Source organism: Mesorhizobium sp. URHB0026 (genome assembly GCF_054059755.1).
On the sequence record NZ_JBSSCN010000001.1, the window covers coordinates 1,245,909 to 1,270,934 of the forward strand.

The 25,026-nt window shown below is 63.3% G+C and carries 20 protein-coding genes and 1 pseudogene; 10 read left to right on the forward strand and 11 right to left on the reverse strand.

Features of this window, described 5'->3' with window-relative positions; all coding sequences use genetic code 11:
- Window positions 1–216: 216 nt before the first annotated feature.
- The 3 genes from ACVWWD_RS06300 to ACVWWD_RS06310 all read right to left on the reverse strand — a co-directional run bounded on the left by ACVWWD_RS06300 (window position 217) and on the right by ACVWWD_RS06310 (window position 3,637).
- Entirely contained in the window at window positions 217–612 is a 396-nt protein-coding gene (locus ACVWWD_RS06300; protein ID WP_023771764.1) for an AGROH133_08824 family phage infection protein, read from the reverse strand.
- A 96-nt stretch (window positions 613–708) separates the two neighbouring features.
- On the reverse strand, window positions 709–1,404 hold the full coding sequence (locus tag ACVWWD_RS06305; RefSeq protein ID WP_457102960.1) for an aspartate/glutamate racemase family protein: 696 nt from the start codon (window positions 1,402–1,404) through the stop codon (window positions 709–711).
- A 49-nt stretch (window positions 1,405–1,453) separates the two neighbouring features.
- Window positions 1,454–3,637, reverse strand: a complete 2,184-nt coding sequence (locus ACVWWD_RS06310) for a primosomal protein N' (RefSeq protein ID WP_352548820.1) — start codon at window positions 3,635–3,637, stop codon at window positions 1,454–1,456.
- Between the two features lie 91 nt (window positions 3,638–3,728).
- Here ACVWWD_RS06310 and fsa point away from each other — a divergent pair, with 91 nt between their 5' ends.
- Window positions 3,729–4,385 carry a fructose-6-phosphate aldolase gene (fsa, locus tag ACVWWD_RS06315; protein ID WP_023771766.1) on the forward strand — a complete coding sequence of 219 codons (657 nt, stop codon included), beginning with the start codon at window positions 3,729–3,731 and terminating at the stop codon, window positions 4,383–4,385.
- Between the two features lie 67 nt (window positions 4,386–4,452).
- Here the strand turns inward: fsa and ACVWWD_RS06320 are convergent, their stop codons facing one another.
- The 3 genes from ACVWWD_RS06320 to leuS form a co-directional block, all read right to left on the reverse strand.
- Window positions 4,453–6,912, reverse strand: coding sequence for a DNA translocase FtsK (locus tag ACVWWD_RS06320; protein ID WP_352548819.1), 2,460 nt, complete (start codon window positions 6,910–6,912; stop codon window positions 4,453–4,455).
- A gap of 274 nt (window positions 6,913–7,186) precedes the next feature.
- Window positions 7,187–7,765, reverse strand: coding sequence for an LPS assembly lipoprotein LptE (gene lptE / locus ACVWWD_RS06325; RefSeq protein WP_023771768.1), 579 nt, complete (start codon window positions 7,763–7,765; stop codon window positions 7,187–7,189).
- Window positions 7,752–10,376 carry a leucine--tRNA ligase gene (gene leuS / locus ACVWWD_RS06330; RefSeq protein ID WP_457102961.1) on the reverse strand — a complete coding sequence of 875 codons (2,625 nt, stop codon included), beginning with the start codon at window positions 10,374–10,376 and terminating at the stop codon, window positions 7,752–7,754. Before leuS ends, lptE begins: the two co-directional genes overlap by 14 nt.
- A gap of 154 nt (window positions 10,377–10,530) precedes the next feature.
- Here leuS and ACVWWD_RS06335 point away from each other — a divergent pair, with 154 nt between their 5' ends.
- The 4 genes and pseudogenes from ACVWWD_RS06335 to ACVWWD_RS06350 all read left to right on the forward strand — a co-directional run bounded on the left by ACVWWD_RS06335 (window position 10,531) and on the right by ACVWWD_RS06350 (window position 13,112).
- On the forward strand, window positions 10,531–11,193 hold the full coding sequence (locus tag ACVWWD_RS06335) for a YggS family pyridoxal phosphate-dependent enzyme (protein ID WP_352548814.1): 663 nt from the start codon (window positions 10,531–10,533) through the stop codon (window positions 11,191–11,193).
- A gap of 67 nt (window positions 11,194–11,260) precedes the next feature.
- Entirely contained in the window at window positions 11,261–11,515 is a 255-nt protein-coding gene (locus ACVWWD_RS06340) for a type II toxin-antitoxin system Phd/YefM family antitoxin (protein WP_023771771.1), read from the forward strand.
- Window positions 11,515–11,906 (forward strand): annotated as a pseudogene (locus ACVWWD_RS06345) (PIN domain-containing protein). The gene ACVWWD_RS06340 and the pseudogene ACVWWD_RS06345 overlap by 1 nt, the downstream one beginning before the upstream one ends.
- 156 nt (window positions 11,907–12,062) lie before the next feature.
- Complete coding sequence (locus ACVWWD_RS06350; protein ID WP_352548810.1) at window positions 12,063–13,112, forward strand: aldo/keto reductase; 1,050 nt, start codon at window positions 12,063–12,065, stop codon at window positions 13,110–13,112.
- Window positions 13,113–13,174: 62 nt separating this feature from the next.
- Here ACVWWD_RS06350 and ACVWWD_RS06355 read toward each other — a convergent pair whose 3' ends face one another.
- The gene (locus ACVWWD_RS06355) at window positions 13,175–14,080 is read right to left on the reverse strand and encodes a LysR family transcriptional regulator (RefSeq protein WP_352548808.1); all 906 of its coding nucleotides are present in this window, start codon (window positions 14,078–14,080) and stop codon (window positions 13,175–13,177) included.
- A 122-nt stretch (window positions 14,081–14,202) separates the two neighbouring features.
- Between ACVWWD_RS06355 and ACVWWD_RS06360 the strand changes: the two genes are divergently transcribed.
- Window positions 14,203–15,384, forward strand: a complete 1,182-nt coding sequence (locus ACVWWD_RS06360; protein ID WP_352548806.1) for an MFS transporter — start codon at window positions 14,203–14,205, stop codon at window positions 15,382–15,384.
- A gap of 55 nt (window positions 15,385–15,439) precedes the next feature.
- Window positions 15,440–16,474, forward strand: coding sequence for an aldo/keto reductase (locus tag ACVWWD_RS06365; protein WP_352548804.1), 1,035 nt, complete (start codon window positions 15,440–15,442; stop codon window positions 16,472–16,474).
- 69 nt (window positions 16,475–16,543) lie between these two features.
- On the opposite strand, the gene ACVWWD_RS06370 is transcribed toward ACVWWD_RS06365, so the two are convergent.
- A complete protein-coding gene (locus ACVWWD_RS06370; RefSeq protein WP_023784217.1) occupies window positions 16,544–16,816 on the reverse strand; it encodes an usg protein in 273 nt (90 codons plus the stop codon).
- Window positions 16,817–17,133: 317 nt separating this feature from the next.
- On the opposite strand from ACVWWD_RS06370, the gene acs reads away from it, so the two are divergent.
- Together acs and ACVWWD_RS06380 are read left to right on the forward strand one after the other, a co-directional pair.
- The gene (acs, locus tag ACVWWD_RS06375; RefSeq protein WP_352548801.1) at window positions 17,134–19,089 is read left to right on the forward strand and encodes an acetate--CoA ligase; all 1,956 of its coding nucleotides are present in this window, start codon (window positions 17,134–17,136) and stop codon (window positions 19,087–19,089) included.
- Window positions 19,089–19,835, forward strand: a complete 747-nt coding sequence (locus ACVWWD_RS06380; RefSeq protein WP_457102962.1) for an MOSC domain-containing protein — start codon at window positions 19,089–19,091, stop codon at window positions 19,833–19,835. The genes acs and ACVWWD_RS06380 overlap by 1 nt, the downstream gene beginning before the upstream one ends.
- Window positions 19,836–19,850: 15 nt before the next feature.
- Here ACVWWD_RS06380 and ACVWWD_RS06385 read toward each other — a convergent pair whose 3' ends face one another.
- The 3 genes from ACVWWD_RS06385 to ACVWWD_RS06395 form a co-directional block, all read right to left on the reverse strand.
- Window positions 19,851–21,119: an SAM-dependent methyltransferase gene (locus ACVWWD_RS06385; RefSeq protein ID WP_023794825.1), complete on the reverse strand. Its 1,269-nt coding sequence runs from the start codon at window positions 21,117–21,119 to the stop codon at window positions 19,851–19,853.
- Window positions 21,120–21,453: 334 nt separating this feature from the next.
- Window positions 21,454–22,932: a TadE/TadG family type IV pilus assembly protein gene (locus tag ACVWWD_RS06390; RefSeq protein ID WP_352548795.1), complete on the reverse strand. Its 1,479-nt coding sequence runs from the start codon at window positions 22,930–22,932 to the stop codon at window positions 21,454–21,456.
- Window positions 22,933–23,315: 383 nt separating this feature from the next.
- Window positions 23,316–24,185, reverse strand: coding sequence for a transglutaminase-like domain-containing protein (locus ACVWWD_RS06395; protein ID WP_023771780.1), 870 nt, complete (start codon window positions 24,183–24,185; stop codon window positions 23,316–23,318).
- A gap of 170 nt (window positions 24,186–24,355) precedes the next feature.
- Here ACVWWD_RS06395 and ACVWWD_RS06400 point away from each other — a divergent pair, with 170 nt between their 5' ends.
- Window positions 24,356–25,021: an HAD-IA family hydrolase gene (locus tag ACVWWD_RS06400; RefSeq protein ID WP_023771781.1), complete on the forward strand. Its 666-nt coding sequence runs from the start codon at window positions 24,356–24,358 to the stop codon at window positions 25,019–25,021.
- Window positions 25,022–25,026 lie beyond the last annotated feature (5 nt).

Sequence of the window (25,026 nt, forward strand, 5' to 3'; positions counted from 1 at the left end):
CAGATTGTTGGCGCGAGCAAAAACTCTGGCTAAATCTTTGACCTTACTGCATTTTTTCAAGCACGGAGGCGCGGCTTCCGCTATCCCCGGCCGAAAGTCGATTGCCGTCTAGCACAGGCATTTTAAGACCGCAATGCGTCGTTCCGCATGGTTTTCAGGCACTATTGTCGCATCCGGCGAAAGATCAGCGTCCCGCGCGCCTGAATACCCCAGGATTCAGGGCACAAAGCCGAAGGCAAAGGCGAGCGGCAAGGCCGCGAGCGCCAATTCCACCACAATGGAAATCCAATTGAAAGGTGTATTGGCGCCATCGGACATCATCGACAGCAGCCGGCCGAAGGCGGTGAACAGCCATGAAAATCCGAGCGCCATGTAGACCAGCGGCTGCGCGAGCAGGATGCAGCACAGGCCGACTCCGAGATAAAAGCCCGACATGCGGCCGCGCCCCTCGGCGATCGCCGCCGCCTTCTCGGGTTTCGCCTGCAGGCGCAGGATACGGAACGCCAGCCCCGGCGCCAGGAAAAACAGAAGGCCGAGCAGCACGGTGAAGACCGCGCTCGACCAGGCCAGCCATTCGCCCTGGCTCGTCGGCCATGGAAGCGCAAAATCCATCGTGTCCCCTCGAAATGCCTGTTTTGAAAATCGCCGACATTCTAGCGAAGGAAAGACCCGGCGCCAGATGGCTTCAGCCACTTTAGGAGGCGCGCATCAACCCAGTGCGAATTCCACCGCCGCCTCGGCATGGATGCGCGTCGTGTCGAAAACCGGAATGTCGAAATCCTCCTGGCCGATGAGCATGGTGATCTCGGTGCAGCCCATGATCAGGCTGTCGGCGGCTTCGTCGCGGCGCAAGCGGTTTGCCTCGGCGACATAGGCCGCCTTCGAGGCTTCTGTGACGATGCCCTGACAGAGTTCTTCGTAGATGACGCGATGCACCATGTCGCGCCCGGCCGAATCTGGCACCACTGGCGACAGGCCGTATTTGTCGGCAAGCCGGCCCTTGTAGAAGTCCTGCTCCATGGTGAACCGCGTTGCCAGCAGCGCTGGCCGCCGAAGGCCGGCCCGCCTGACCGTGGCCGCGGTTGCGTCGGCGATATGGATGAGCGGGATCGACACAGCCGCCTGCACCTGGTCGGCCAGTCTGTGCATGGTGTTGGTGCACAGAAGCAGGCCCTCCGCACCGCCGGCCTCAAGTTTGTGCGCGGCATCGATCAGCAGCGCGCCGGCACCGTCCCAGTCGCCATCATGCTGCCGTTCGGCAATCTCGGCGAAATCGAACGACCAGAGCAGCAGCCTCGCCGAATGCAGGCCGCCCAGCCGCTCGCGCACGATCTCGTTGAGCAGGCGGTAGTAGATGGCGGTCGATTCCCAACTCATGCCGCCGAGCAGGCCTAAGGTTTTCATCAGATCTTCCGTTTCTCTCGTCGTGACAGCTGGAGCTGAATTTGTGTTCCTACAAAAAGCTCTGCGGGTCGATGTCGACCTGCACCCGAACCGAGCCGCGCTGTTTCGGCCCGTTGGCCAGCATGGTGCGGATGAACCCCTGCATGTCGGCGCGCCGTTCGCCCTGGATCAGCAGGCGGAAGCGGTGGCGACCGCCGAGCAACGATAATGGCGCTTCCGCAGGCCCGAGCACGAACAGATCCGGCGCCTCCGGTGCGGAGCGGCGCAGGCCGCGTGCATGGGCTTCCGCTTCCGCCCGCGTCACCGCGCTGACGATGACGCCTGCCAGCCGGCCGAAGGGCGGCAAGGCAGCGCGTTCGCGCTCTGAAATCTCGCGCTGGTAGAAAGACTCGGCATCGCCGGAGACGATCGCCCGCATCACCGGATGGTCGGGCTGGAAGGTCTGCAGCAGGCCAAGGCTCTTCTTGCCGGTGCGGCCGGCACGGCCGGTCACCTGGCTGAGCAGCTGGAAGGTGCGCTCGGCGGCACGCGGATCGCCATTGGCAAGGCCTAGGTCGGCATCGACGACGCCGACCAGCGTCATGTTCGGGAAATTGTGACCCTTGGCGACCAGTTGCGTGCCGATGACGATATCGGCCTCGCCATTGGCGATAGCCTCCAGTTCCAGCCGCAACCGCCGTACACCCCCCATGATATCCGACGACAGCACGATGGTGCGCGCGTCCGGGAAATGCGTGACGACCTCTTCGGCGATGCGCTCCACCCCCGGCCCGCAAGCGACCAGATGGTCGAGCGTGCCGCATTCGGGGCAGGCTTCCGGCCGGCGCTCATTGTGACCGCAGTGATGACACACCAACTGGCCGCGAAAGCGGTGTTCGACCAGCCAGGCCGAGCACACCGGGCAGCCGAAACGGTGGCCACAGACCCGGCATAGCGTCAGCGGCGCATAGCCCCGCCGGTTGAGGAACAGCAGCGATTGCTCCTTCTTCTCCAGCGTCTTGCGCATATGGTCGATCAGCATCGGCGACAGGAAGCCGCCACGCGCCGGCGGCGCGCGGCGCATGTCGATCGACTTGAGATCGGGAAGTGCCGCCTCGGCGAAGCGGGCGGAAAGCACAGCCCTGGCATAGCGGCCCTGGCTGGCGTTGACCCGGCTCTCGACCGAAGGCGTTGCCGACGCCAGCACGACGGGAAAGCCGCCAATATGGCCGCGCACGACAGCCATGTCGCGCGCATTGTAGAAAACGCGGTCTTCCTGCTTGTAGGCCGGGTCGTGCTCCTCGTCGACGACGATCAGGCCGAGCTGCTTGAACGGCAGGAAGAGCGCCGAGCGCGCGCCGGCGACGACACGCACGCCCCCTTCCGCCACTTGCCGCCAGACTTTTTCGCGCATCCTGGGCGGCAGGTCGGAATGCCACTCGGCTGGCTTGGCGCCAAAGCGCCCCTGGAACCGTTCGAGGAAAGCATGCGTCAGCGCGATTTCCGGCAGCAGGATCAGCACCTGTTTGCCCTGATCGAGCGCGGCGGCCACCGCCTCGAAATAGACCTCGGTCTTGCCCGAACCGGTAACACCATCGAGCAGCGAGACATTGAACGCGCCGGCCGCGACATTGGCGCGCAGCATCGACGCGGCGTCGTTCTGGTCCGGCATCAGGTCCGGCAGGGCATAGCTTGGGTCGGGTGCGGCCACCACAGGGCGCGGCGGGATCATCACCGTTTCGAACACGCCTTGCGCTTTCAGCCCCTCGATTACGGTCGACGACACGCCGGCGGCGTGCGCCAGCCCCGAGCGCGTCCAGGCAAGCCCTCCTTCGGCTGTCTCCAGCACCCGCGTCCTCGCATCGGTCATCCGATCCGGCATGACGAGTGTCCGCTGCAGCCCTTCGATCCAGGGTTCGGGATCGAAAGCTTCCGGCGCACGCAACAGCATGCGCGCCACCATGCCCGGCGCCGACAGCGTGTATTGCGCCACCCAGTCGACGAAGCGGCGCATGGCGCGGTCGATCGGCGGACAGTCGAAAACCTGTTCGATCGGGCGCAATTTCCTGGCATCGACCTGCTCGACCACGCCGTCCCAGACGATGCCGGCGACCTGGCGCGGCCCAAGCGGCACGCGCACGATCGAGCCCGGCACCACCCGCATGCCGGCCGGCACGGCATAAGTGTAGGGGCGTTCGGCCGGCATCGGCACCAGCACCGGTGCGGCTGCGACAAAGGGCGAATCTTCGATCATGAGGCGTGACCTTGCCCCGACTTTGGTCTAGATCAAAGAGCAAGGCTGAACGTGCCTTCCCAAGCACGACGAAATCGTCAGGAGACCCGCCATGAAATTTTTTGTCGACACCGCCGACGTCAAGGATATCCGTGAGCTGAACGATCTGGGGCTGCTCGATGGCGTCACCACCAATCCGTCGCTGATCCTGAAATCCGGCGGCAAGATCGCCGAGGTCACCAAGCAGATCTGCGACATCGTCAAAGGTCCGGTCTCGGCGGAAGTCGTGGCGAGCGAGTACAAGCAGATGATGGCCGAGGCCGAGGTGCTGTCCAAGATCGCGCCCAATGTGTGCATCAAGGTGCCGCTGACGCTGGACGGCTTGAGAGCCTGCAAGACGATCCGCACCGAGATGAACCGAATGGTCAATGTCACGCTGTGCTTCTCGGCCAATCAGGCGCTGCTCGCGGCCAAGGCCGGCGCATCCTTCATCTCGCCTTTCGTCGGCCGCGTCGACGATACCGGCGCGGACGGCATGGAACTGATCCAGGAGATCCGCCAGATCTACGACAATTACGATTTCCAGACCGAGATCCTTGTCGCCTCGGTGCGCACGGTGAACCATATCAAGCAGGCGGCGCTCATCGGCGCCGACGTCGTGACCGCACCGCCGGCGACACTGAAGGCATTGGTGAAGCACCCGCTTACGGACAAGGGTCTGGAGCAGTTCACCGCCGACTGGGCCAAGACCGGCCAGAAAATCGGCTGAGACTATTCAGCTCCAATGAAAAAGGCCGGGCAACCGGCCTTTTTGTTGGCGTCATGACAGCCTCCGCTCAATCCGCGTCGTCAGTGTCAGGCACGGCCGCCGGCTGGCGTTTGCCTGCCATGATCTCGCGCTTGCCGACATGGTTCGGTGCGCCGACCAGACCTTCCTTCTCCATCCGCTCGACCAGTGAAGCGGCGCGGTTGTAGCCTATGCCGAGGCGGCGCTGGATGTAGGACGTCGAACATTTCTTGTCGCGCAACACCACCTTGACCGCCTCGTCATAGCTGGAATCGCCCTCCTCCGCGGCAACGGCTCCCTTGTCGAAGACCGCTCCCTGGTCGTCTTCCTCTTCCTCTTCATCCTCGTCGGCCGTAACGGTCTCCAGATATTCCGGGCGGCCCTGCGCCTTCAGATGCGCCACGACATGCTCGACCTCTGCGTCGGACACGAAGGGGCCGTGCACGCGGGCGATGCGCCCGCCGCCCATCATGTGCAGCATGTCGCCCTGGCCGAGCAGCTGCTCGGCACCCTGCTCGCCCAAAATGGTGCGGCTGTCGATCTTGGAGGTGACCTGGAATGAGATTCGGGTCGGGAAGTTGGCCTTGATAGTGCCGGTGATGACGTCGACGGAAGGCCGCTGCGTGGCCATGATCAGGTGGATGCCGGCGGCGCGCGCCATCTGCGCCAGGCGTTGGATGGCGCCTTCGATCTCCTTGCCGGCGACCATCATCAGGTCGGCCATCTCGTCGACGATGACGACGATATAGGGCATCGGCGCGAGGTCGATCTCCTGCTGTTCGAACAACGGCTCGCCGGTGCCCTTCTCGAAGCCGGCCTGCACGGTCATGACGACCGTCTCGCCCTTGTCGCGGGCGGTGGCGGCGCGCTCGTTGTAGCCGTCGATGTTGCGCACGCCGAGCCGCGCCATTTTGCGATAGCGGTCCTCCATCTCGCGCACAGCCCATTTGAGCGCGGTGACCGCCTTCTTGGGATCGGTGACGACGGGGGTCAGAAGGTGCGGGATACCGTCATAGACCGACAGTTCGAGCATCTTCGGGTCGACCATGATCAGCCGGCATTCTTCCGGTTTCAGCCGGTAGAGCAGCGACAGGATCATGGTGTTGATGGCGACCGACTTGCCGGATCCCGTGGTGCCGGCGACAAGCAGATGCGGCATCTTGGCCAGCTCGGCGATGACAGGTTCGCCGCCGATCGTCTTGCCAAGGCAAAGCGCCAGCTTGCAGCTGGTCTTGCGGAAGCCCTGCGATTCGATCAGTTCACGGAAATAGACGGTCTCGCGGGTCTCGTTCGGCAGCTCGATGCCGATGACGTTGCGGCCGGGCACCACGGCGACGCGCGCCGAGACCGCCGACATGGAGCGCGCGATATCGTCGGCGAGACCAATGACACGGGAGGATTTGACGCCGGGCGCCGGCTCGAACTCATAGAGGGTAACGACCGGACCAGGGCGAACATGGATGATCTCGCCTCGCACGCCGAAATCCTCCAGCACGCTTTCCAGGAGATCTGCATTCTGCTCGAGCCGCTCCTGCGACATGTAGAAGCCCTGCCCTTCCGGCGGCTGCTGCAGCAGCTCCTCCGAGGGAAGCTCGTAGCCTTCGCCCGTCACCGGCTGCACAACCTTGCCAGCCATGGGCAGCGACGGACGCACGGCGAGATTGGTTTCCTCCACACGTTGCGCAAATGGCGCCCGGGCGGCGCTGGCTGCGGCAGGCGCCGTCGCGGCCGTTGTCCGAGCCAGCCGGGCGGCTCTGCCTGCCGGGACGGACGGCTCGACCACGACCTTGTTGGAGTTAGCCGGAAAGACGTCCGGCAGGGTGGGTGGAACCTGGCCAGGAAGGCACTCGATGACACGGAACAAGGCGGTGACATCGGCCACCGCCGGTCCGGAGTCACCGGCCCGCACGGCGGCAACCAGCGGAGCCGGGACCGGTACACGTGGGACCGGGCTGACTTGGCGGGCCGGCGTCACGTCGACCAGAAGCGGCGCCAAGCCCTCGAAGAAAGCATGATCCGAAAGATAGGGCCGCCGGGCTTTTTCAGCGGGGGCTGCTTTGACCGGCGCGCCATTCCCGACAACGGGCGCCGGGCGCGTGGCCGCTCGTGCCGTTGCTGGCGCCTTTAGAGCCGACGGCGCAACGCCTTTCGCCGTCTCCCCGCTACGCGCCGGCTGAGCGGACCCGGCCGGTGCCGGTCCGCGATGCATAACGACGCCAGGCCCGACCTGCTGCGTCGGGAGCGCCTGCGGGTCGTCCTGCCAGGCAACTTCGTCCTGCGGTTGGCGGTGCTTTGGCTCATAGTCCGGCGTGCGTGTAAAACGCACATTGGGTGCAAGGAAAAAATACTCTTGCCAGGCAGGGCTTTCGGTGTCGCCACCCTGCGGGAAAGAAGCGCCGGACTGGCGGACGTCGACCTTGCCGCGCGGGCCGCCGGAACGCTCTCCTTGGGGGTCATCGGGCGCAGCTGTGTGCAACGAATTGATCCGAGAAAAACGCCTGGCTTCCATGCTCAAGACTCACTGTGAAACGACTGCCGAGCAATAGGGAGCGAGTGGTTAACAGTTGCTTCCTGTCAGCGTCGCTGGAGCGATCGAGGCACATCTTTCGCGGCGAAGCGCTTGGCTGGAAAGCGGGCTAACCCTGGCCACGTGAAAACCCGCGGTCAGGCTTCGCATGGCACCAAAGCCCGGCTGCCGGCGCGTTTCCATCGCCCTGACACAGGATAGGGATATCGAGAGAATGAGAGATGGCGTTCGGCCCTCTTTTGAGACGGCGACCGTGCTAGCTGGCCGCCTTGCCGTGCCGGGCCAGATCCTGGGCGATCGACAGCTGCAGGGCTTCAGCCAGCTCGCGCGCGGCGCGGTTCTCGGCGTCGATCTGCGCCCGGTAGGAGGCGAACTCCTGACGCGGCCTGTCGAAGGACGAGGTGATCGCCCGCTTGCCGACGGCGATCACCGCGCCGGTTTTCGCATCGGTCAGTGTGTAGCCCGCGGTCAGTGTCACCGACCCAGCCGTCGGCTCGTCTTGATCGGTTCCATTCTGTACCAGCGCCGAGGATTCAACGCCTTCGGTCACGCCGAGGTCGAGCGAATAAAGCGGCGAGGCGGGCTCGCCGGCGCCGCGCCCGAACCCGAAGATCAGATTGTTACGCACCTGCTGGGCATAGCGCGTCCGGACCGGCTTGACGGCGATCGATGCCATCTCGGCATTGGCGGTCGAGCCCGTCGACAACGGCGCGCTCGAATAGAGCGGCCGCACCTGGCAGGCCGAAATGAACGCCAGCGAGCCGACGAGGCCGGCAAGCGCGATGCGGCGCAGCAGACGGCCCAGCTCTGTCTTTTCCCGGTCAGGCAACGACATTGACGATCCTCTGCGGCACGATGATCACCTTGCGCGGAGCCTTACCTTCAAGTGCTTTCTGCACGAAGTCGAGAGCCAAGACCGCTTTTTCGACCGCACCTTGGTCCGCGTCGCGGGCAATTGTCAAATCCCCCCGCTTCTTGCCGTTGACCTGCACCGGATAGGTGACTTCGTTGTCCAAGACCAGCGCCGGATCGAAAGCCGGCCAGGGCCGTTCGGCCACCAGATCGACGCCGCCCAGCGTCTCCCAGCACTCTTCAGCCAGGTGCGGCATCACGGGCGCGATCAGATGCACCATGATCTCCACGGCCTCGCGGCAGGCGCTTTTCAGCGCCGGAACGGCCTTGCCTTCCGCCACTTCGTTTAGCGGGGCTGTCAGCGCGTTGGCCAGTTCATAGATGCGAGCAATGGCGCGGTTGAAGGCGAGCTTCTCGATGTCTTCGCCAACCGCCTTCAGGATCTTGTGCGCGGCCTTGGAAACCGCCCCGGCCTCGCCATCATTGGCCGCCTTGGGCGTGACCCCTGCCAGCGTCTCGGCCGCCGTCGACACCAACCGCCAGATGCGCTGCATGAAACGATGCGCGCCGGCGGCACCGTCGTCGGTCCACTCGACATCGCGCTCGGGCGGCGAATCCGACAGCATGAACCAGCGCGCCGTGTCGGCGCCGTAGCCATCGGTGATGTCTTCCGGGCTCACCGTGTTCTTCTTCGACTTCGACATCTTCTCGAGCGGCCCGATGGTGACCGCCTCGCCGGTGGCGACGTCGATGGCGCGGCGCTTGCCGTCGACGTCTTCCAGACGCACCTCGGTCGGCGCCAGCCAGCGCCCATTCGACGCCGAGCCGACACGGTAGGTTTCGTGGACCACCATGCCTTGCGTGAACAGGCCCTTGAACGGCTCGGCCAAGGCAACATGGCCGGTCTCGCGCATGGCGCGGGTGAAGAAGCGCGAATAGAGCAGATGCAGGATCGCATGCTCGATGCCGCCAATATATTGGTCGACCGCCAGCCACTCGTTCGCTGCCTTGGGATCGGTCGGCTCATGCGCCCAGGGCGCGGTGAAGCGGGCGAAATACCAGGACGAATCCACGAACGTATCCATCGTGTCGGTTTCGCGCCGCGCGTCCTTGCCGCATTGCGGGCACTTCACATGCCGCCAGGTCGGGTGACGGTCGAGCGGATTGCCTGGCCGGTCGAAATCGACATCGTCGGGCAGCTTGACCGGCAGATCGGCCTTCGGCACCGGCACCACACCGCAATCCTCGCAATGGATCATCGGGATCGGGCAGCCCCAGTAGCGCTGGCGCGAAATGCCCCAGTCGCGCAGGCGGAAATTCACCTTGCGCTCGGCCATCGGCCGGTTGCCGATGGTCTTTTGCTCCAGCAGCCTGGCGACTTCATTGAAAGCGCTGTCCGGCGGCATGCCGTCGAGGAAGCGCGAATTGATCATCGCGCCATCGTCGACATAGGCCTCGTCGACGATCTGGAACGTCTTGGGATCGGCTCCGTCAGGCATCACCACTGGCACCACCGGCAGGCCGTATTTGTTGGCGAAATCGAGGTCGCGCTGGTCATGCGCCGGGCAACCGAAGATGGCGCCGGTGCCGTATTCCATCAGCACGAAATTGGCGACGTAGACAGGCAGCATCCAACTATCGTCGAAAGGATGGACGACGCGGATGCCGGTGTCGAAGCCTTTCTTCTCGGCCGTCTCGAGCGCCGCCACCGAAGTGCCCATATGGCGTACTTCGTCGATGAACTTCGCCAAGGCCGGATTGGTCTCCGCGGCCTTCTTGGCCAGCGGATGATCGGCGGCGATTGCCATGAACGAGGCACCGAAAATGGTGTCGGGCCTTGTCGTGTAGACTTCCAGCTCATGCTCGCCGGCGATTTCCGAGGCCAGCGGCCAGCGGATCAGCAGGCCTTCCGAACGGCCGATCCAGTTCTGCTGCATCAGCTTCACTTTTTCGGGCCACTCGTGGAGACCGTCCAACGAATCCAGCAAGTCCTGGGCAAAGTCGGTGATCTTGAAGAACCATTGCGTCAGCTCGCGCTGTTCCACCAGCGCGCCGGAGCGCCAGCCGCGCCCGTCGATGACCTGCTCGTTGGCGAGCACCGTCATGTCCTCCGGATCCCAGTTGACCTTGGAGGATTTGCGCGTCACCAGCCCCTTCTCGACGAAGTCGAGGAACAGCATCTGCTGGCGGTGGTAGTAGTCGACGTCGCAGGTGGCGAATTCGCGCGCCCAGTCCAGCGACAGGCCCATCACCTTGAGCTGCTCGCGCATGGCGGCGATGTTCTGGTAGGTCCATTCCTTGGGATGCACCTTGTTCTGCATCGCGGCGTTCTCAGCCGGCATGCCGAAGGCGTCCCAGCCCATCGGGTGCAGCACGTTGAAACCCTTGGCGCGCTTGTAGCGGGCCACCACGTCGCCCATCGTGTAATTGCGGGTATGGCCGATATGGATGCGACCCGACGGATAGGGGAACATTTCCAGCACGTAGTATTTCGGGCGCGGATCGTCATTGTGCGCTCCGAAAAGCTTCTTCTCGGCCCAGGCCTTCTGCCATTTGGGTTCTGACGCGCGCGGGTTGTATCGTTCGGTTGCCATGGGACGTTTTTCACTTAAAAGCATGCGGACTGCGGGCAAGAGCCCGGCAGTTCATGAAATGTGGTCCGGGTGTTCACCATGGTTTGGCAAACCCGTCAACCATATGGACATCGCGGCTGACACAAAACGCGGGTCAAAACAGCGGGATTTGCATATGGGCGACACCGTTCAGCAGTTTTTCACGGTCAAGGCGAAGATCGCCGCCGCCGAGCGGGAGGCGGGCCGTGAAGCCGGCGCGGTGACGCTGGTGGCGGTCTCCAAGACCTTCGACGCCGCCGACATAGGCCCGGTCATCGAGGCCGGCCAGCGCGTCTTCGGCGAAAACCGCGTGCAGGAAGCGCAAGGCAAATGGCCTGACCTGAAGGAAGCTTTCCCCGACATCGAACTGCACCTGATCGGCCCGCTGCAGTCGAACAAGGCGAAGGAAGCGGTGGCGCTGTTCGAGGTCATCGAGACGGTTGACCGCGACAAGATCGCCGTGGAGCTCGCCAAGGAAATTATCCGGCAAGGCCGTGGGCCAAAACTCTATGTCCAGGTGAACACCGGTTCCGAACCGCAGAAAGCCGGCATCGAACCGCGCGAGGCGGTCGCCTTCGTCAGACGCTGCCGGGAAGTGCACGGCCTCGGCATCGAAGGCCTGATGTGCATCCCGCCGGCGGACGAGAACCCCGGCCCCCACTTCGCCTTGTTGGAGAAACTCGGCGAGGAAGCCGGTGTCGCCAAGCTGTCGATGGGCATGTCCGGCGACTACGAGACCGCGATCGCCTTTGGCGCCACCAGCGTCAGGGTGGGTTCGGCGATTTTTGGAAGCCGGTAGCCCGAATTTCAAGCTTGCCGCGTCATGCGTCAATTCTATATCTAGCCAGGCTAGCTAGGAGCATTCCATGAACTGGCACCTTCAGGACGCAAAAAACAATTTCTCCAAGCTGGTCCAACGCGCGCGCAGCGAGGGACCGCAGACGGTAACGCTGCGCGGCGAGCGTGCCGCGGTGGTACTCTCCGCCGAGGATTACGACCGCCTGGCTGGAAAGAAGAAATCCTTGGCCGAATATCTTTTGACAGGTCCGGTTTGGGACGATGATTTCGCCGAGGAGGTCAACCGGCGTCCGGAAACGATGATCCGGAACGTCGATCTCTGATGTATCTGCTCGACACGAACATCATTTCCGATCTGCGGAGGCAGCAACCCAGGCCGACTGAATGGCTGGCTTCGGTGGATCCAACATCAGTGAACCTCAGCGTCATTACCCTTGGTGAGATCGAGCGTGGGATCGTCAAGCTGGGCAAGGTCGACCCCGGAAAGGCGGCACGCCTCGATCTCTGGCTACGGGAGCTTCGGCATGACAACGCCAACCGTATTCTTGCTGTCACGGAAGATGTGGCACTCACTTGGGGCCGCATCACCGCCGGCCGAACACGAGGCAGCGCTGACACGCTCATCGCGGCAACCATGATCTCATTCTGGTGACTCGCAATGTCGCCGACTTTGAAGACATTGGCTTGACGGTGCTCAACCCCTGGGCCGTCTAAGCGTCCCTATCTGCCCGGAGCGCGCCATTTTCGCCATGGCATATCGCTGGGCCTGATCCACAAGCGCCATTATACCAGCGCTATACCAGCGCTTGAAACGAAACGTACCGTTCCTATTTGCTTTGATGTCACCACACATCCTCCTGGAGTCTCACGATGCGTTACAATCAGCTTGGAAACACGGGGTTATTCGTCTCCGAACTTTGCCTCGGCACCATGACCTTCGGCGCCGCCGGCCAAAATGCCCAATGGGGCCTGATCGCCAGCCTCGACCAGAAGGGCGTCAACGAGATCGTCGGCCGCTCGATCGCCGTCGGCGTCAACTTCTTCGACACGGCCGACGTCTATTCCGTCGGTGAGTCCGAACGCCTGCTTGGTCAGTCGCTTAGGGACCTCGGTGTTGCCCGGTCAAACGCGGTCATCGCCACCAAGGTCCACGGCGCCATGGGTGAGGGACCAAACCAGCGCGGCTCCTCGCGCGGCCACATCATGGATTCGGTCGACGCCAGCTTGGAGCGGCTGCAGCTCGACCATATCGATCTCTATCAGTTGCACGGCACCGACGCGGTGACGCCGATCGACGAGACACTGCGGGCACTTGATGATCTCGTCTCCAGCGGCAAAGTCCGCTATGTCGGTGTCTCCAACTGGCAGGCCTGGCGCATCGCCAAGGCGCTCGGCATCGCTGACCGCAACGGCTTTGCCCGCTTCGAAACCATCCAGTCCTATTATTCGATCGCCGGCCGCGACCTCGAACGCGAGATCGTGCCGCTGATCAACGAGGAGAAGCTCGGCCTGATGGTGTGGTCGCCGATGGCCGGCGGGCTGCTTTCCGGCAAATACGGGCCCGGCGCGCCGGGCAATGGCGAGGGCCGCCGCGCGTCCTTCAACTTCCCGCCGGTCAACGAGGAGCGTGCCTGGGCGGCGGTCGCCGTCATGCGCGAGGTCGCCGAGAAGCATGATGTCGGCGTCGCGACCGTGGCGCTCGGCTATGTCCTGGCCAAGCCTTTCGTGATGAGCGTGATCATCGGCGCCAGCCGCATGGACCAGCTCGAGCAGAACCTTGCCGCCACCAGCCTCAAGCTCGATGCCGACGATCTCGCCAAGCTTGACGAAGTGAGCGCACTACCCGCCGAATATCCCGGCTGGATGGTCGAACGCCAGGGCGCCGGCCGTCGTCCGGCGCCTTTCGTGCCGAAGGCATAGCTCGTACCGCTGGCAAGCCAGTCCTTTGCAACGCCGCGCGTCGCATCGACGCGCGGCTTCGACTACAGCCGAACGGTCTCGGCAAGAAAGTCGAGAAAAGCCCGCACACGTGCCGGCAGGTGTTTGCCCTGGCCGACATAGACGGCATGCGTCGGCTCTTCGTCGCCGGGGTTGAAATCTTCCAGCAGCGGCACCAGCCGGCCGGCGGCAATGTCGGGCTCGACATGCCAGCGCGCCAGTCGGGCAATGCCGGCCCCGGCGACGGTCGTTTGGCGCATCGCCTCGCCATCGGTCAATGTCAGGTTTCCGACAACCGGGGTGATCACCGGCGCGCCTGCCGTATCGATAAAGGGCCAGCCGTCGATATGCCGCGCGAAACCGAAAGCGAGCATGTTGTGACGCCCGAGATCGGACAGCGTGCGCGGCGTGCCGTGTGCTTCGAGATAGGAAGGTGCCGCGACCACCACCATTCGGCTTTGACCGAGCTTGCGCGCCACCAGCCTCGATTCGCGCAGCGGCCCGGCGCGGATCGCGACGTCGGCCCGCTCTTCCAGCAGGTCGATCACGCTGTCGGTCAGCACAGCCTCGACGAAAATTTCGGGATAGCGCTCCAGAAAGCGCGGCAGCAGGTCCATCAGCCGGTGTTGGCCGAACGGCACGTAGCTGTTAACCCTCAGCCTGCCGCGCGGCGCGGCTCGTGCCGCGGCTTCTCGCTCGGCCTTATCCATGTCGGCGAGCACGCGCACGCCGCTGTCGTAGAACGCTGTCCCTTCCGGCGTGAGCTGGAGTTTGCGCGTCGAGCGGCTGACAAGCCGCGCCCCAAGCCGGGTTTCGAGCCGCGCTATCAGCTTGCTCACCGCCGATGGCGTCATCCGCAACCGCCGCGCCGCGGCCGAAAAACTGCCCGCCTCGACGACGCGCACGAAGACTTCGATCTCGCCGGAACGGTTGATTTCGGGCCTGGCCATCTGTGAATCTATTTCACAAGAAGTATGCCTTGGGCAAGTCTGGTTCACAACATGGCGGATCACGATCTTCCGGGCCGGGGCGCGAACTGAGCGTTCCATTGCCGACAGATGGGACCATCGCCATGCCTCTTGCTCTTTATGCCCTCGCCGCCGGTGCTTTTGGCATCGGTGTTACCGAATTCGTCATCATGGGCCTGCTCATCGATGTCAGCAAAGACCTCGGCGTGTCGATCTCCGCCGCCGGCCAATTGATCTCGGCTTATGCGCTCGGTGTCGTCATCGGTGCACCCGTGTTGACCATCGCCACAGGCAACTGGCCGCGCAAAACCGTGCTGCTTGCGCTGATGGCGATCTTCACGATCGGCAACCTCGCCTGTGCGCTGGCGCCCGATTACTGGACACTGATGGGTGCCCGCATCATCACCGCCTTCGCCCATGGCACCTTCTTCGGCGTCGGCTCGGTCGTCGCCACTGGTCTGGTCGCGCCCAACAGGAAGGCTTCGGCGATCGCGCTGATGTTCACCGGCCTGACCGTCGCCAACATCTTGGGCGTGCCCTTTGGCACCTGGCTCGGCCAGGCCTTTGGCTGGCGTGCGACCTTCTGGGCGGTGACCGCCGTCGGCCTCGCGGCCTTCGCCGTCATCCTGGCCCTGGTGCCGCGCGGCCAGGCAGCGCCGGAGAAGAGCGATCTGCGCACCGATCTCGCCGTGCTTCGCCGCACGCCCGTCCTGCTCGGCCTCGCCACCACGGTGCTCGGCTATGCCGGCGTGTCTGCCGTCTTCACCTATATCGCCCCGTTGCTCACCGAGATCAGTGGCTTCAGCGAAGCCGCCGTATCGCCGATCCTGCTCGTCTTTGGCGGCGGCCTCATCGCCGGCAATCTCGCCGGCGGCAAGGTCGCCGATCGCTGGCTGGTGCCGGCGGTGCTCGGCAGCCTCGTGGTGCTGGCGCTGGTGCTTGCCACGATGAGCTTCGCCATCCACAGCCAGGTCATGGCCGTGATCTATGTCGGTCTGCTCGGTGCCGCCGCCTTCGCCACAGTGGCGCCGCTGCAGATGTGGGTGCTGGAAAAGGCGCAAGGCGCCGGCCAGAGCCTGGCCTCATCGTTCAACATCGCCGCCTTCAATCTCGGCAATGCGGCCGGCGCCTGGCTTGGCGGCGCGGTCATCGCCCATGGCCTTGGATTGGGTTCGCTCACCTGGGTCGCCGCCCTGTTGCCGCTCGCGGCACTCGCCGTGGCCGGACTGGCGCTGCGCCTTGATGGTGGCACCACATCAGGTGCGCCTGTCTCCGTCCGGTCGTGACGCCAGCCGACATCCGTATCGTCCGACCTCTTCACAAACCACCAGGAGCAAGAAAATGGACTATCGACGTCTCGGCGCATCGGGCCTGAAAGTCCCGGTGCTTTCATTCGGCGCGGGCACCTTCGGTGGCTCCGGCCCGCTGTTCGGCGCCTGGGGCAACAGCGACGCGCAGGAAGCGCGGCGGCTGATCGACATCTGTCTCGAGGCCGGCGTCAACCTGTTCGACACCGCCGACGTCTATTCGAACGGCGCCTCGGAGGAGGTGCTCGGCGAAGCGATCAAGGGCCGTCGCGACGCGGTGCTGATCTCGACCAAGACGGCGCTGCCGATGGGCGACGGGCCGGGCGACTACGGCTCCTCGCGCTCGCGGCTGATCAAGTCGGTCGACGCCGCGCTGAAGCGCCTCGGCACCGACTATATCGACCTGCTGCAACTGCACGCCTTCGATGCCGGCACGCCGATCGAGGAGGTGCTGTCGACGCTGGATGACCTCGTTCGCTCCGGCAAGCTGCGCTATGTCGGCGCCTCCAACTTCTCCGGCTGGCAAGTGATGAAGTCGCTCGGCCTGGCGGAGAAGCACGGCTATCCACGCTATGCCGCGCATCAGGTCTACTATTCGTTGCTCGGCCGCGACTACGAATGGGAGCTGATGCCGCTCGCCCTCGACCAGGGCGTCGGCGCGCTGGTGTGGAGCCCGCTTGGCTGGGGCCGCCTGACCGGCAAGATCCGCCGTGGCCAGCCTCTGCCGGAAAAGAGCAGGTTGCACGAGACGGCTGATTTCGGGCCGCCGGTTGGGGACGAGCATCTCTATCGGGTCATGGATGAGCTCGACGCGGTGGCGCAGGAAACCGGCAAGATGGTTCCGCAGATCGCCATCAACTGGCTGCTGCGGCGCCCGACCGTTTCCTCCGTCATCATCGGCGCCCGCAACGAGGAGCAACTGCGCCAGAACCTCGGCGCCGTCGGCTGGACGCTGACGCCGGAGCAGGTGAAGAAACTCGATGAGGCAAGCGAAGTCACCGCGCCCTATCCGTACTTCCCCTATCGACGTCAGGAAGGCTTCGCCCGGCTGAACCCGCCGGCGGTTTGATGATGCGGCCGCTAACAGGCTAAGTCGCTGGACGGCGCCTGCCTAAACAGCCATCGCCGTCTTGCCATCTCAATGCAGCACGAACTCGCCATCCACCTTGCGCCATTCATTCGGCGCGATCAGCTTCTGGTGCGTGTAGACCACCGAATGCAGTGGCCCGTCGAGTTTGGCTTTCCAGAATTCGATGAACCGGATCAACACCGGAAACTTCGGAGCGATGTCGTAGTCCTGCCAGACGAAGCTCTGCAGGAGATGCGGGTGGTCGGGAAAATGATAAAGAATCTTGGCCGTGGTCAGGCCGTAGCCTTTGAGCATCAGGTCCATTTCAAGATGGTCGCGCATTATGGTCCCCTTGGGCGGTCCCCTGGTTGATTCTCCTTTCCTCCCAGCCGCCAATTGTGCGCGCCGTTACTTAACTGTCTATTGATTTTTGTTGATGCTAAAGGGTACTTTTCCCGCGAAAACATGCGGTTAGCAGCGAACATCGTTGAGTGCTGACAGTTTCGAAAAGCGCCCCTGCGGCATCCCGCCGCGCGAATCCAACGTCTAATGTTGCCGTCGCGACGGAACTGGTAATAATGCCGCCGAATTCGCGGCTGCGTAGCTGCGATCCCGCGGGCGTTTCAAGCCGGCGGACTGGTTCGGGAGGAAAGCCAAGAATGTCCGAGGTTCATGTCCATCGCGTCCAGCCGGCGTGGAAGAAGAACGCCCTGATCGACAATGACACCTACCTCAAATGGTATGCCGACAGCATGAAGAACGCGGACAAGTTCTGGAGCAAGCACGGCAAGCGCATCGACTGGTTCAAGCCTTTCTCCAAGGTCAAGAACACCTCCTTCGACGGCAAGGTCTCGATCAAGTGGTTCGAGGATGGCCAGACCAATGTCTCGTACAATTGCATCGACCGCCACCTGAAGAAGCGCGGCGACCAGACCGCCATCATCTGGGAAGGCGACAACCCCTACGACGACAAGAAAATCACCTACACCGAACTCTACGGGCACGTCTGCCGGCTCGCCAATGTGATGAAGAAGCACGGCGTCAAGAAAGGCGACCGCGTCACCATCTACATGCCGATGATCCCGGAAGCGGCTTATGCGATGCTGGCCTGCACGCGTATCGGCGCTATCCATTCGGTCGTCTTCGGCGGCTTTTCACCGGATGCCTTGGCCGGCCGCATCGTCGATTGCGAATCGACCTTCGTCATCACCGCCGATGAGGGCCTGCGCGGCGGCAAGCCCATCCCGCTCAAGGAAAACACCGACAAGGCGATCGACATCGCCGCCAAGCACCATGTCAAGGTCAAGACCGTCGTGGTCGTGCGCCGCACCGGCGGCAAGATCGGCTGGGCGCCGGGACGCGATGTCTGGTATCACGACGAAGTCGCGACGGTTAAGTCTGATTGCAAGCCGGAGAAGATGAAGGCGGAGGATCCGCTCTTCATCCTCTACACGTCGGGCTCGACCGGCAAGCCGAAAGGCGTGCTGCATACCACCGCCGGCTACCTCGTCTATGTCTCCATGACGCACCAATATGTCTTCGACTATCATGACGGCGACGTCTATTGGTGCACCGCCGATGTCGGCTGGGTGACCGGCCACAGCTACATCGTCTACGGGCCGCTCGCCAACGGCGCCACCACGCTGATGTTCGAAGGTGTGCCGAACTACCCCTCTCAGTCGCGCTTCTGGGAAGTCATCGACAAGCACAAGGTCAACATCTTCTACACCGCGCCCACGGCGCTGCGCGCGTTGATGGGTGCCGGCGACGCGCATGTGAAGAAGACCTCTCGCAAGTCGCTGCGCGTGCTGGGCTCGGTCGGCGAGCCGATCAACCCGGAAGCCTGGGAGTGGTATTTCAACGTCGTCGGCGACGGCAGGGTCCCGATTGTCGATACGTGGTGGCAGACCGAGACCGGCGGCATCCTGATCACGCCGCTGCCGGGCGCCACCGACCTCAAGGCAGGCTCGGCGACACGGCCCTTCTTCGGCATCAAGCCGGAGTTGGTCGATAGCGAGGGCAAGGTGGTGGAAGGTGCGGCTGACGGCAACCTCTGCATCACCGATTCCTGGCCCGGCCAGATGCGCACCGTCTATGGCGACCACGACCGTTTCGTGCAGACCTATTTCTCCGCTTACAAAGGAAAATACTTCACCGGGGACGGCTGCCGCCGCGACGCCGATGGCTACTACTGGATCACCGGCCGCGTCGATGACGTCATCAACGTCTCCGGCCACCGCATGGGCACGGCCGAGGTCGAATCGGCCCTGGTCAGCCATGACAAGGTTTCCGAGGCCGCCGTCGTCGGCTATCCCCATGATATCAAGGGTCAAGGCATCTATTGCTACGTCACCCTGATGGCCGGCGAGCAGCCGAGCGAAGATCTGCGCAAGGAGCTTGTCGCCCATGTCCGCAAGGAGATCGGCGCCATCGCCACGCCTGACAAGATCCAGTTCGCGCCCGGCCTGCCCAAGACGCGTTCGGGCAAGATCATGCGCCGCATCCTGCGCAAGATCGCCGAGGATGATTTTTCCGCGCTCGGCGACACCTCGACGCTTGCCGATCCGGCCGTGGTCGACGACCTCGTTGCCAACAGGCAGAACAAGAGGGGCTGATGCGGGAAGACGCGGCATTGGGCACCGTCACCCAGTTGTGGCGCTATCCGGCAAGTTCGCTCGCCGGCGAGCGCCGGGACACCATCCTGGTTGGACCGGTTGGCATCGAGGGCGATCGCCTGTTCGGTCTCGTCGATGTCTCGGACAATGAGATCGCCCGGCCCGATCGTGACGCCAAGTGGCACAAGGTGCCTCGCATCCGCACCCGGCTGGGCCGCGACAGCGAACTGGAAATAGCCGTTCCCGATGGCGACTGGCTTGCCGCACCCGGCGCCGAATGCGACCGCGCCGTGTCGGCCTATCTCGGCTTCGGCGCGTCGATCCGACCGTTCCGGGGGGAGAGCGCGGCCGGCTACGCCGGGCCGCTGACCGCGGAGCGCTACCGCAAGGCGCCGATCCATCTCCTGACCACGGCCTCGCTGGCACGGCTGAAGGCGCTCCATCCGGAGGGGGCCGCCGATCCGCGCCGTTTCCGTCCCAACATCGTCGTCGACATGGCCTCGGTCGACGGCTCGTTTCCCGAAACCGAATGGATCGGCAAGAAGCTCGCCATCGGCGACCTCGTCCTGACCATCTCCGAGCCGTGCCGCCGCTGCGGCTTCACCATCATCGCCCAGGATGGTTTCGACGATGATCCGGGCATCCTGCGCAATCTGGTCCGCCACAACGCCCACAATCTCGGCGTCTACTGCACCGTCGACCGGCCCGGCCGGGTCGGGATCGGCGCGCCGATGCGGTTCGTCTGACCTTCCGGCCCAAGCCTATCGATAAAGATCCGCCCGCGTCGGTGGCAGGCCGCTCGGGCCTCGCGCGCGTTTGGTGGCGACAGTCTGGAATATCTGCGCCGAGGCGCGTTCAAAGGTGATGGAGCAGCCGCTCAGGTAAAGCAGCCACAGCCGCGCCTTGGCTTCGCCGACCTCGGCGATCGCCTCGTCGAACCGCGCCTGCAGACGCTCGGCCCACAGCCTGCAGGTGCGGGCATAGTGCTCGCGCAAATTCTCGACATCGTAGACGAGGAAACCGTGTGCTTCGAGATTGCCCAATGTCATGCCGATCGTGTCGAGTTCGCCGCCCGGGAAGATGTATTTGATCAGCGCCTTGTATTCAGGCCCCTTGCGCAGGGTTTTCTTGATGTCGCCCTTGCTGCGCCTTGTGATGGCGTGATGCAGATAGATGCCGCCCGGTTTCAGCAGCCGGTGGACGGCGGAGAAATAAGTGTCATGGTTTGCCAGGCCCAGATGCTCGAACATGCCGATGGACGATATCTTGTCGAAGGTGCCGGTGAGTTCCGCGTAGGACTTTATCTCGATGGTTATCTTGTCCTCCAGACCCTCGGCGCGAATGCGCTCGCGGGCGAGTGAGGTCTGGGCTTGCGACAGCGAGACGCCGTGTCCGACGACACCATGGTTTTTCGCGGCGTGGATCAGCATCGCGCCCCAACCGCAGCCGATGTCGAGCAATCTTTCACCGGGTTTCAGCCGAAGCTTGCGGCAGATATGGTCGAGCTTGTCGACCTGCGCCTCGTCGATGCTGTTTGCGAAATCCTGGAAATACCCGCAGCTATAGACCATGCGCTCGTCGAGAAAGAGCCCGTAGAAGGCATTCGAGATATCATAGTGATGCTGGATCGCCTCCTTGCTGGAGCCGCTGACGAACGGGTTGCGACCGGCGAGATCAACCCGCGACGCCATCTGCTTTCTCGAAAACAGCACCGCCGGCAAGTCACGCAGAAGCGCCCGTTTGGGCAACGCCTTCAGCTTCGATCGCAGCTTGCCCGTCGAAGGCAGGGCATAGAAGTCGAACAGCGATCCGTCCTCGATGTCGACTGCCTTGGATATCCACATCTCGATAAGGGTCGACAGGGACGGTCGGCGAACGATCTGCCAGACAATGTCATGGTCGTTGATGATCAGCACGGGGCCGGTGGCGGGGCCGATCCGCTCACCGGTCCACAGCCTGACCGCGAAGCCGGGCTTGACCGCCTCGACTACCGTTCGAACGATGCGCGCAGCTCTTTCGGTGGCATCCATGCCCTTCCCCACGGTCGATGACGCGATGTTGTCCTTTTGGGCCGCGGATCGCAAGCACGTCACGCTTTTTCCATCCGGCATCTTGTCATTTGCTGCAACGCACCCCATCATGAGTGTGTGTTCAACAAATCGAAAGGAGGTGATCCGATGTCGAGTGATTTCGTTTTCCAGAACGTGGGCTCAGCGGATTGCACTTTCGGGAAGCAGTCTTCCCGTTAAGGCGCGAGATGCGCGGTCGGTGACCTAAGCGTCACCACCATTGAGCCGCGCCATGGACGGAAACACGGAAGGCCGCCGGCTTCGAAAGAAGCGGCGGCCTTTTCCTTTTCACGGATTATTGGGTCAGTACGACCTTTTCGGTGTTGCGGATGATTTCCTGAAAGGCATCATCCAATTCCAGGCCGGTGGACACCTCGAAATAATGCCTCTCGGCGGCGGAGGCGTCTTTCGAAGAACAATCCTTCAGCACCGCCTTTGCCTGGTCCCTCTCGGTTGCCGACATATCCTTATCGTTCAGGTCGAAGCCGATGGTGAAAATCTCGATGCCGTCATTTTTCATGTTGCCGCACAGCGTTTCAGCATTGCCGCGCGCAAGGTTGCCTTGGCTGTTGTATCTCCCAGCAACACCCGCGAAGGCGGTATTGAACTGGCCGTCGGTCATCAGGATCGCAACCTTGGCGACCTTCTTCGCATCGGCGTTCGAAGCGCCGTTGCCGAGATCGGCGTTCTTGATCGCAGCGCGCCATTGCGGCGACAGCATGTAATAGGTCCACTGAATGGCGATCGCGCCAGCCGTATAACCATCGGCCTGGAAGTCGTCGATCGAATCAAGCAATGCCTCCGAATCCGCGGTCAGCGGGATCACTTGCGCGTCAGGACATTTGTTCATTCCCTCGTCGCTGAGATGATCGTCCCGATTTACCAGGGCATAATATTTCTTACCGTTCCTGTCTGTGCGAACCGTGTCTGGACCATCCGCGCTCAAGTCGGCATCGCCGTTCTTGCTTTTGCGCTCTGTAGCGCAGTTGTCCGGGTGTGGCATGGCCGCCCCAACAATGGAGATGTAGTCGCTGAAGGACGGCAGCAGATTTTTGCCCGTCTTGGCAACAAGAAGCGAACTGCCGGCGACGGGTGGCAGTTCAGAACTCCCTTGCTTCTCGGCATAGACGTTTTCGGCCAGTTTTCCGGCGTTCACGCCAGATGCGTAGGGCACAATCGCGACCCGGACGCGGGGGTTCTTCGGGTCTTGGTTCTCGAGCATCGTCTTGACGGCATTCGTCGCAGCGACTTTCAGGTCGCCGATCTTATTGACGTTGCCCCGCTTGGCCATCGATCCCGTTATGTCGAGCATCATGGCCACCTCTATCTGCTTGTCGGAATAGAGCGCTGTGGTGGAAGCGCCGACGCGCTGCATGTCACCGGTGCTGAACAACGGGAAGTAGAGGCCGACATCGACATGGGCATCGGCCTGGACCGTGTTGGCGGTCCTGTCGACGATCAGCCTGTCGAGCACGATCTGGCCAGTGTGCAGAATGCCCGCCGCGCCGTTGGCGTCGAGAAAGGCCTGCACGGATTTGGTTGCGTCGGCCTCGTTGATGGCGCCGGTGGTCAGGTCACGTGCCGTCGATGTCACCGCCGCGTCGATGACGCCCTGCAGGCTCGATCTGGCGTTGTAGAGCTGCGTGATATTGACCGAGAAGCCCGCGGCCAGCGCCAAGACCGAGGCAGCAAAGCCGAACAGAACCGCGAAATTTCCACTGCGGTCTCCGGCGAAGCCGCCGACCGCGTGAACAAGACCCCCGTAATTCCGCATCCAACAGCCTCCACTTGCCTCGGCCTCGTCGCGGCATCGGGGGCAATGCAGGATTCCAGCCGGAACGAGAGGCGACCCGATCCGCGATCGGGAATTAACCAGCAGAACATTGTTTTTATTGGATTTTCACGGGGTAAGAAGGTGAACGGCTGGTAAACGTCAGCGAATATTACCGCGCACCTTTACCGGACGCTTACCATGCCCAGATCGATGTGCTGGTCCGGTGTCGGCGATGTCTTGTCGCGGCACAGCATCTTTGTCCCGAAGCGGGCCAACTGTCCCAGGATTGCGAAGCACGCCGGGGCACAAACTCGGACACGTGTGTTGAGATCCAGGTCAGGCCAGCCATTTGCCAGGCCGGCCTCCCCTGGATATCAACGTAGCTAGGCCAGCATCCGCGCGCTGACCGTCCTGTCAATGCCGTGATAGGGTGGATTGGACAGCCTGCCTTCCTGTTCGTAGGTCCATACCTTGAACAAGCTGAGTCGGTGCGGGCCGAAACTGTGCAGCAAGGGAACGTCGGTGGCGTCGCGGCCGCGCGCAATGACGACGCGACCGGTCCTTGGCCGGTTGTGGCGCGGGTCGAACGTATACCACTTGCCGTCGAGGAAGGCCTCCATCCAGGCCGAGAAATCCATCGGTGCGGGATCCGCCGGCACGCCGATATCGCCGAGATAGCCGTTCACGTAGCGCGCCGGAATGTTCATGCAGCGGCAGAGCGTGATCGCCAGATGGGCAAAGTCGCGGCATACCCCGACACGTTCCTCGTGCGCCTGCGCGGCGGTGCGGGTCGAACGCGCATAGCCGTAGCCGAAGGACAGGCGGTTATGGACATAGTCGACGATCGCCTGCACCCGCGCCCAGCCGGAAGGAAGATGGCCGAAAAGCTGCCAGGCGAGGTTGCTCAGATGGTCTGTCTCGCAATAGCGGCTCCCCAGGAGGTAGAAAAGCACCTCGTCGGGCAGCTCGGCGACCGGCATTTCCCGGGCCAGCGTGTTGACCTCATCCGTCTCACCGCTGTCCTCCACGACGGCGTCATAAAGGATGCGAAAGCCGCCGGCCGGCGCCGTAAAGCGGCGGCAGGCATTGCCGTGCAGATCGTGGTAGAGCCTGGTCGGCACCGAAGGCGAGGTCAGGACACGCGTCTGCCGCTTGATGTCGGCCTGCCTGTCCTTGTGAATTTCGAGCAGCGAAATGACCGGAGTGGCCTCGGCGCATTCGATGGCAATCTCATAGCCGAGGCGTATCAGCATGGGTATCGTCCCTTGGTTCGCGTGGTGGGAATTGTACGTTTGAAACGTTGCAAGGTGACGGTGGTTCCCTGCATCGCCCCCCAAATGCGCTCGCGCGCCTTTTCATGTCGGCGGCTTGGCGCTACGGTTGCGTCCTCCCTCGACCCCTCCCCCGCACTTCAAGGAAAATCATGTTTGCTGGCAGAAAATTCGCCGCCTTCCTCTTCGATATGGACGGCACGCTCATCAATTCCATCGCCTCGGCTGAGCGGGTCTGGGGCGATTGGGCGCGGCGTCACGGCCTCGACGTTGCGGCCTTCCTGCCGACGATCCACGGCGTACGGGCGATCGAGACAATCACCGCCCTGGCGCTTCCGGGCGTCGACCCGAGACACGAAGCGGATCTGCTGCTGAAGGCCGAGGCCGACGATCTCGAGGGTATTGTCCAGATCGCCGGGGCCGTGGCATTCCTCAATTCGCTGCCGCCGGAGCGCTGGGCAATCGTAACCTCGGCGCCACGCTCCCTGGCGCTTGCCCGCATGAAGGTCGCCGGCATTCCTGTCCCCGCGGTACTCGTCGCGGCGGAGGACGTTTCCCGCGGCAAGCCGGCGCCCGATTGCTTCCAGCTCGGCGCAAGACGGCTTGGCTTCGACGCGCGCGACTGCCTGGTGTTCGAGGATGCCCCGGCCGGCATCGCGGCGGCGGAGGCGGCGGGGGCTTCGGTCATGGTGATCAACGCCACGCACCAGCATCCCCTGGCAACACAGCATGCCGCGATGTCAGGTTATGACGCAATCGGCATCACCGTCGACGAGCGAGGCTGCGTTGCGCTCGAGCAGCAGCGCAACGCAGCTTGAGATCA